This is a genomic window from Mycobacterium sp. KBS0706, assembly GCF_005938675.2.
In the GTDB taxonomy this organism is placed as follows: Bacteria; Pseudomonadota; Alphaproteobacteria; order DSM-16000; family Inquilinaceae; genus Inquilinus.
Window position 1 is genome coordinate 1 of sequence record NZ_VCCH02000182.1, and the last position, 7510, is coordinate 7510.

General features: G+C 65.4%; 5 protein-coding genes and 1 pseudogene. All 6 read right to left on the reverse strand.

What is annotated here, in order from left to right:
- Positions 1–1193: IS1182 family transposase (locus tag FFK22_RS40210; RefSeq protein WP_143956947.1), on the reverse strand; the 1193-nt coding region annotated here is incomplete at its 3' end.
- Positions 1194–1489: 296 nt separating this feature from the next.
- Positions 1490–3157: a calcium-binding protein gene (locus tag FFK22_RS40215; protein ID WP_138893454.1), complete on the reverse strand. Its 1668-nt coding sequence runs from the start codon at positions 3155–3157 to the stop codon at positions 1490–1492.
- A gap of 850 nt (positions 3158–4007) precedes the next feature.
- The gene (locus tag FFK22_RS40220) at positions 4008–4484 is read right to left on the reverse strand and encodes a DUF4304 domain-containing protein (protein WP_138893453.1); all 477 of its coding nucleotides are present in this window, start codon (positions 4482–4484) and stop codon (positions 4008–4010) included.
- Positions 4485–4582: 98 nt separating this feature from the next.
- Positions 4583–5200 (reverse strand): annotated as a pseudogene (locus FFK22_RS40225) (IS66 family transposase); the annotation flags it as partial.
- A 223-nt stretch (positions 5201–5423) separates the two neighbouring features.
- Entirely contained in the window at positions 5424–6233 is an 810-nt protein-coding gene (locus FFK22_RS40230; protein WP_138893452.1) for a calcium-binding protein, read from the reverse strand.
- Complete coding sequence (locus tag FFK22_RS40235; protein ID WP_138893451.1) at positions 6200–7084, reverse strand: calcium-binding protein; 885 nt, start codon at positions 7082–7084, stop codon at positions 6200–6202. Before FFK22_RS40235 ends, FFK22_RS40230 begins: the two co-directional genes overlap by 34 nt.
- Between the last annotated feature and the right edge of the window lie 426 nt (positions 7085–7510).

Here is a 7510-nt window from a genome sequence, read left to right on the forward strand (position 1 = left end):
TGCTCCCAGCGTTTGACGCGGCGCTCCTTGCCGGTCGTACACCGGGCCTTGAGGGCGCAGCGTTGGCAGGCCGTGGTCCAGTAATGCCGCAGGAGCTGTCCGTCCTCGACCCGGTTGAACCGCCAGGTCAGCCGCTCCCCGGCCGGGCACCGATAGACATCGGCCTCGCGGATGTAGACGAAGTCCTGCTTGCCGAACCGTCCTTTGGCCTTGGCGCCGGAGGTCAGCGGCTTGGGCACGAGCGGCGTCATGCCGGCCTGATCGCAGGCCAGGATCTCCTCGCCCTTGAAGTAGCCGCGATCGGCGATGACGGTCAGCGCCTTGTAGTCCCCGGCGTCCCGAGCCTGTTGCGCCATCGTCGAGAGCTGGGCGCGGTCGTTGCCGATATTGGTCACCTCGTGGGCGACGATCAGGTGGTGCTTGGCATCGACCGCGGCCTGCACGTTGTAGCCGACGATGCCGGTGCCCTTGCCGCTGGTCGCCATCGAGCGCGCATCCGGGTCGGTCAGCGAGACCTGCTGGTCGGGCGCGGCCTGAACCACTGCCTCCATCGCGCGGACCTCCTGCATCTGCGTCCGCAGCGCCGCGATCTTCTCCCGCAGCCGCGCCGACTTCGCCTGCGCCACCTCGCCCTCCTGCCGGTCGGCGGCGTCCATCGCCGACAGGTAGCGCACGATGCTGGCCTCGATCTGCTCGATCCGGCGCTTCAGCTTGGCCGGGGTGTAGTTCTTGTCGCGGTTGTTCACCGCCTTGAACTTGCTGCCGTCGATCGCGACCACCGCCTCGGAGAACAGCTTCAACTGCCGGCACAGCAGCACGAAGTGCCGGCAGGTCGCCTGGATCGCCGGCCCGTTGTCGCGGCGAAAGTCGGCGATGGTCTTGAAGTCCGGCATCAGCCGGCCGGTCAGCCACATCAGCTCCAGATTGCGCTGGGTCTCCCGCTCCAGCCGCCGGCTCGACGCGATCCGGTTCAGGTAGCCATAGAGGTAGATCTTGAGCAGCGTCGCCGGGTGGTACGACGGACGGCCGGTCGCCTCCGGCACCACGCCGGCAAAGCCCAGACCCGCCAGATCCAACTCCTCGACGAAGGCCTCGACGACGCGGACCGGGTTGTCCTCCCCGACGTAGTCGTCCAAGCAGTCCGGCAGCAACGTGACTTGATGGCGGTCCTCTCCCTCGACGAAACGCTTCACGCCTGCCCCCGCTCAGCCCTCCGGCAGTGTAGCAGACCGCAGTCTTTTCACACGGCCTGGACCCGAAGCTGCCACTCAGCAGGGCAGACTGCCCCCGGCCATTTTTTCGCTGACGGCAGTCGCCAGCGCCGTCCGGAGGGCTACTGAACGGTCGCGGCTGGGGGTGAGCGCGGCGCGGAGGCGAGAGAAGGACGGGTTTGGCGTTGTTCGGAGGCAGACCAGTGCAGCGCGGATCCAGCTCTCGATCACGCGACGAGGGTAATGGCTCGGGCGCACGAGACGCCCGAGCTAGAAGGTCAGAGCATGAAGTCAGAGGCCTGCAGCGTGATTGCGCCGTCGAGACGAATGTGGAAGTCCGAGGTGCCGTCGCCGTCGATGTCGCCGGCGATGGTGGTGACGCCGGGGCTGGTGAACGCATAGCGCAGCTGGCCAGCGACGCCAGTGTAGGCGGCGGCGCCGATGAAGCTGAAAGCCGTGTCGCCGTTCCCGGCATCGTCGTCGGCATCGATCATCCGAACCGAGATCACGTCCCCGGTTTGGAAGTCCTCGATCGTGTCGGCGGCCGAGACGGTGCTGTCGGAAACCGCTGTGAAGCTGAAGAAGTCCCTGCCGCTGCCGCCGTTCAGCGTGTCGGCGCCGCTGCCTCCCCGCAGGACGTCGTCACCGCCGCCGCCGTTGAGGATGTCGTCCCCGTCGAACCCAATGAGCGCGTTGCCCAGGGTGTTGCCGGTCATCACGTCGTCGTGATTGCTGCCGTTGATCGTCTCGATGTCATTGGCAATCGTATCGCCCTGCGCCGTACCGCCGGTGTTGACCTGGGTCTGGAGGTTGATCGTCACGCCCACGGCGCTATCCCAGTAGCTCGCGATGTCGTAGTCGGCGCCACCGGCCAGGTGGTCGGCACCGGCGCCGCCGCGCAGGAGATCGCCACCGGCACCGCCGGTCAGCTGGTCATCGCCGTTGCCACCCTCGAGCGTGTCCCAGCCGGCGCCACCGTCGAGCACGTCGTTACCGTTCAGGCCCGACAGGATGTTGTTTGCACCATCGCCGGTCAGGGTGTCGCCGAAGGTGCTGCCCTGCAGGTTCTCGACATTCGTCAGCGTGTCGCCCTCGGCGTAGCCGCCGGTGTTAGCGTTGGTTGCCAGGTTGACCGTCACCGCGGATCCGCTGCCGTTGTAGTCCCCCGTGTCGATGCCCGCGCCGCCGTCGATCACATCAACTCCGGCACCGCCGTTCAGGTTGTCATTGCCGGCGCCAGCGTCGATCGTGTCGTTGCCCGCGGCGCCGTTAATCGTATCGCTGCCTTCAAGACCGATGAACGTGTTTGCAAGCGCATCGCCGATCAGAAGGTCGTTCAACTGGCTGCCGCTCACGCCTTCGATGCCGGTCCACTGGTCCCCGGTGGCAAAGCCTCCGGCTGCCTCGCCGGTGGTGAGATTGACCGTGACGCCGGCGTCCGAGTTGAGGTACGCGATCAGGTCGATGCCGTCCCCGCCATTGAGCGTGTCGGCGCCCCAGCTGCCGTGGAGCTCGTCGTCGCCCGCGCCGCCATCAATGACATCGTCTCCTTGCCAGCCAATGAGCCGGTCATTGCCCTCGATGCCGAGGAGCGTGTTTGCAGCCGCATCGCCCTGCAGGGTGTCGTTCAACTGGCTGCCGCTCACGCCTTCGACGCCGCTCCACTGGTCCCCGGCGGCAAAGCCACCTTCTGCCTGGCCAGAGTTGAGACTGACGACGACAGCGGCATCCGAGTTGAGATACGCGATGATGTCGAAGCCGTCCCCACCGATGAATGTGTCGTTGCCCCAACTGCCGTGAAGCTCGTCGTCACCCACGCCGCCATCGATGAGGTCATCGCCTTGCATGCCGATCAGTCGATCATTGCCGCCCAGGCCGTTGATGGTATCGTTCTCAGCGGTGCCGCTGTAGTCGTCCGCACCCTCCGTGCCGTTCCAAATCGCCATTGCAGGGTCCCCTTCCAAGATTTCGTCTGGGTTGTCGTTCCCACCGATGCGGGTGGCATGCACCAAAACCGCCCTCGGGAACGAGAGCTAAACAAAAATGCAATGATAAGTAGGATGAATCACCTACCAAAGCGACTGAGTAACAAACTTGAGAGCAATGGCAAAGCCATTTGTTTCCAATTCAATGAAATTTCGTTCCAATGGCAGAAATGCGGCGATCGAGCGGGATTGCCGGATCCTGTTCGCCAAGCGCCAGCCCCGCGCTGACGCGCAGCACCACGCCGACGCATCGGAGCGGGGAGGCCGTGTGACAAAGGGCTTTAGCCGCTTCTCGCGCTTTTCATTCGGAAGTGCGCCGACGTCGCACCGCTGCCTAGCGCGGCGTTCCGCCGTTCCCAGTCAGCCACGCCGAGGCTGGCTCCCCGAGAGTTGTCATCGCCCTTAGCTCCGGAGAGCGAACCCGGTCCGTTTCGACCCGAAGCGGCTGGGGACGCGACGTCTTCATCCGCACCTCTGCTCACTTCCGCTTTCCGCCCTTCGCGGACGGCCAGACCGCTGCGGGCCGCCTCAAAAGCGGCCATCGCGCTTCGCGCCGGAGAGCGGACATGACCGCACGCGACCCTGAGCGGTCATGATGCGCAGCGAGAGGCCGTGCCTTATGCTTGGTCCGCTGTCGGCTCTTTGGAGACGCGACGGCAATTGGTGGCGAACGTCTGCTGCGCAGCCCTCTCCAGACACGGAGGCCTAACACGCTCGAGCAGAATCTTCCGTCGGATAAATCTGGTCTCTCTGCAGCGTCGCAGTAAGCATCCGGTGGAGACCGTCGGGGACGATACAGGCGCACAGCACATCATTGTCTGAGCCTGCCGAGGAACTCCTGCCTCTGGCGTTCGGTCAAGCCAGGCGAGCAGCCGGCGGCCCATAGGTCCCGGAGCGCTTCGCTCGACGCTAGCCGCTCCATCTCAGGAAGGGCGGCCGTCTCGAGAATGGCGGTGATCTGCTCGCCTGCGCGTTGGGCTGTCTCTTCGTCGTGGCACAGCCACCAATGGTCGGGGCGTCCGAGCATGAACTGGCCGATGCGTTGTCGCCAATGTCCTTCCGGTGCGAAGAGGGTAGGGTCGCGGTCCAAGACGCCAAGATGGATGCTCAGGTTGGCGGTGACCTTCAGGTGATAGCGGTCGCTTGTTTGGCTGCTTTGCAGCGCGACAGACAATTCGGCCTCGCACCGGTCTGCTCGGAAGCGCATCCCGTTCTTCCGGAAGCCGCGGCTCTTCAGCGATTCCGCGACGGGCGCCAACAGTATCGCTTTCCAATCTTGAGGTGCCATTTGTCCCTCGGGCGCGTGGTCGGTGGCGCAGGTACCGAACTGTCAGGCTGCTCTGGTTAACCAGCGAGGGCAACAGCCGGGATCGCCGTTGAGGGTGATCAGGCGGGGACGGCGTGAGCGGCCTGGCACCAGCGCCACGGCAGGAGATCGTGCAACCGCGAGGCTGGGTGATCGGCGATCCGGCGGAGGACATCGGCGAGCCAGGCCTGGGGATCGACGCCGCTGAGCTTGGCGGTCTCGATCAGGGTCAGCATGGCGGCGGCGCGTTCGCCGCCGCGGTCGGAGCCGGCGAACAGCCACGCCTTGCGGCCGAGGGCGATGCCGCGAAGAGCCCGTTCGGCCGCGTTGTTGGTCAAGCAGATCCGGCCGTCGTCGAGGAAGCGGGTGAAGGCGGGCCAGCGCTTGAGCATGTAGTCCATCGCCTTGGCGACCTCGGCGTGGCGGGAGAGCCGGGCCCGCTCGGCGCGCATCCAGGTCTCGAGCTCGGTCACCAGGGCGGCCGTCCGCTCTCGACGGATGGCGCATCTCTCAGCGGTTGGCAGGCCGTTGATCTCGCGTTCGATGGCGAAGATCGCATCGATCCGGCGCACGGCCTCGATCGCCAGCGGCGCCTTGGCGACGTCGGCCAGAACGAAGAACTTGCGTCGCCCGTGGCTCCAGCACGCCGCCTCGGTCACGGGCCCTGGCCGGCGCGCCGCATTGTAGAGCTCGCCGAACCGCCGACGCCGCTCGACGCGGCTCATGATCTCGACCGGGTAAGACATCGATCTTGCACTACCGCTAGCTCCAGTTCCGAGCCAGCATCCCGCATCCACCGGTCACCCCCGCAAGACGGCCTTCACCGGGCGGTTACGCGTCGCACGACAAGCTCCCCCGCGGTCGGCGCATGGTCGGAATACACGACTGGGGTGCCCGTCAGGGCACCCCAGTCAGCCGTCGCTAGAGCACGAAGTCACCGGCGACCAGGGTCAGATTGCCGGTGAGCTGGATGTGGAAATCGGAGACGCCGTCGCCGTTGAGGTCGCCGGCGATGGTGGTGATCCCCGGGCTGGCGACGACCGCGCGCAACTGTCCGGCGAGGCTGGTGTAGAGGCCAGAGCCGATGAAGGTGAAGGCCTGGTCGCCCGCTGCGCCGGTATCGGCATCGATCGCCGACAGGTCGACTAGGTCGCCCTGGGCATGGCTGAAGTCGGTGGCCAGGTCGGCCGCCCCGACGACGCTATGGGAGGCGGCAGTGAAGGCGAAGAGGTCGGCCCCGGCTCCGCCGGTGAGCACGTCCTGGCCGGCCCAGCCGTTCAGCACATTGGCCAGGGCGTTGCCGACGATCCGGTCGGCCACGGTCGAGCCGTTGACGTTCTCGATGCCGACATAGGTGTCGCCCTGGGCATCGCCGCCCGTGCCGGCGCCCGCGGCCAGGTCGACCGTCACCCCGACGGTGCCGGCAAAGTAGCTGGCGAGATCGTCACCGTTGCCGCCGTCGAGCGTGTCGGCCCCAGCCCCGCCGCGAAGCACGTCATCGCCGTCCCAGCCGGCCAGGACGTTCGTGCCGGCGTTGCCGGTCAGCGCATCATTGGCCTGACTGCCGTTGACGTTCTCGATCCCGGCAAAGGTGTCGCCCTGGGCATCGCCGCCGGATCCGGTTCCGGCCGCAAGGTCGACAGTCACGCCGACTGTGCCCCCATAGTAGCTGGCGATGTCGTTGCCGGCGCCGCCATTCAATTGATCGGCCGCGGCCCCGCCGCGGAGCACGTCGTCGCCGCCACCCCTTGCAGGTAATCGGCGCCGCCGAGGCCTTCGAGGATGTCGTTCCCATTGCCGCCGTCGAGAACATTTGCTCCGCCATTGCCAGAGACGCGGTCGTCGTGGCTGGAACCAGCCACATTCTCGATGGAGCCCAGGCGATCTCCAGCGGCGTCGCCCGCGCTTCCCCCGCCGGCGATAAGCTCGACTACGACGGCCGAAGCCGAGCCGCTGTATCGCACCGTATCGGTGCCACCAGCCCCCTCCATCCTATCCGCGCCCGCGCCACCTTCGAGAATGTCGTCACCGCCATTGCCCCACAGCACGTTGGAGCCGGCGTTGCCGACAAGCGTGTCGTTTAAGGCGCTGCCGCCCACGTCTTCGATGTTGGTCCACCGGTCCCCGGTGGCGTGCCCTCCGCTTGCAAATCCGGTGGCAAGATTGATCGAAACCGCGGCAGGCGAGACCTCGTAACCGATCACGTCGATCCCGTCCCCACCATGGAGCACATCAGCTCCAGCAAGACCGAACAGGTAGTCGGCGCCGCCATTCCCCCATAGCACGTTGGAGCCGTCATTGCCGACGAGACGGTCGCCGAAGCCGCTGCCGCCCACGTCTTCGATGTTGGTCCACCGGTCCCCGGTGGCGTGGCCTCCGCTTGCAAAGCCGGTGGCAAGATTGATCGAAACCGCGGCGGGCGAGACCTCGTAGCCGATCACGTCGATCCCGTCCCCGCCATTGAGCACGTCAGCTCCGGCAAGACCGAACAGGTAGTCGGCGCCGCCTCGACCATTGATCGTATCGGCAAGGTCAGTGCCAGTGAGGCGATTGCCACCCGCGTCTCCGTTGATAACGGCCATCGTCCATTCCTCTGTTCACGATTGGGATACCGAATCTGCAACGCAGTGGTCGCGGTTGCAGACAGCCGCGCTCCGGCGGTCAGATGCTGATCAATGAGAAAGAATGCGCCGGGAACGCCTAAGGATTTGCCCCAGCGCTCCGATGTTCTCTCCCAATTGACGCATGCGGGCTGCGGCCCCAGCTGGATAGAGGGGCCGAACTGTATGCAAGAATCGATATACCAGCAGTCGTATCGGATTCCGCAGCCTTGTGGTGTGAAATAATTCCTCGAGCACCCATGTTGAAAGGCTTCTTATCATATAGAGCAAGCGAGTCAATCGCATCTTTATGTTACTTGCCTTCAATTAATCTCAATATTCAGGTTTTGTCGCGAAACCAGCGCTTTATATCCCATGACTACAAGGGCCGATTATGCTCACAGAAGC

What these genes read in the sequence shown, in the direction of transcription:
- FFK22_RS40220 (WP_138893453.1), bottom strand. Translation starts at nt 4,484, where the DNA reads ATGGCACCTCAAGATTGGAAAGCGATACTGTTGGCGCCCGTCGCGGAA.
- FFK22_RS40235 (WP_138893451.1), bottom strand. Translation starts at nt 7,084, where the DNA reads ATGGCCGTTATCAACGGAGACGCGGGTGGCAATCGCCTCACTGGCACT.
- FFK22_RS40215 (WP_138893454.1), bottom strand. Translation starts at nt 3,157, where the DNA reads ATGGCGATTTGGAACGGCACGGAGGGTGCGGACGACTACAGCGGCACC.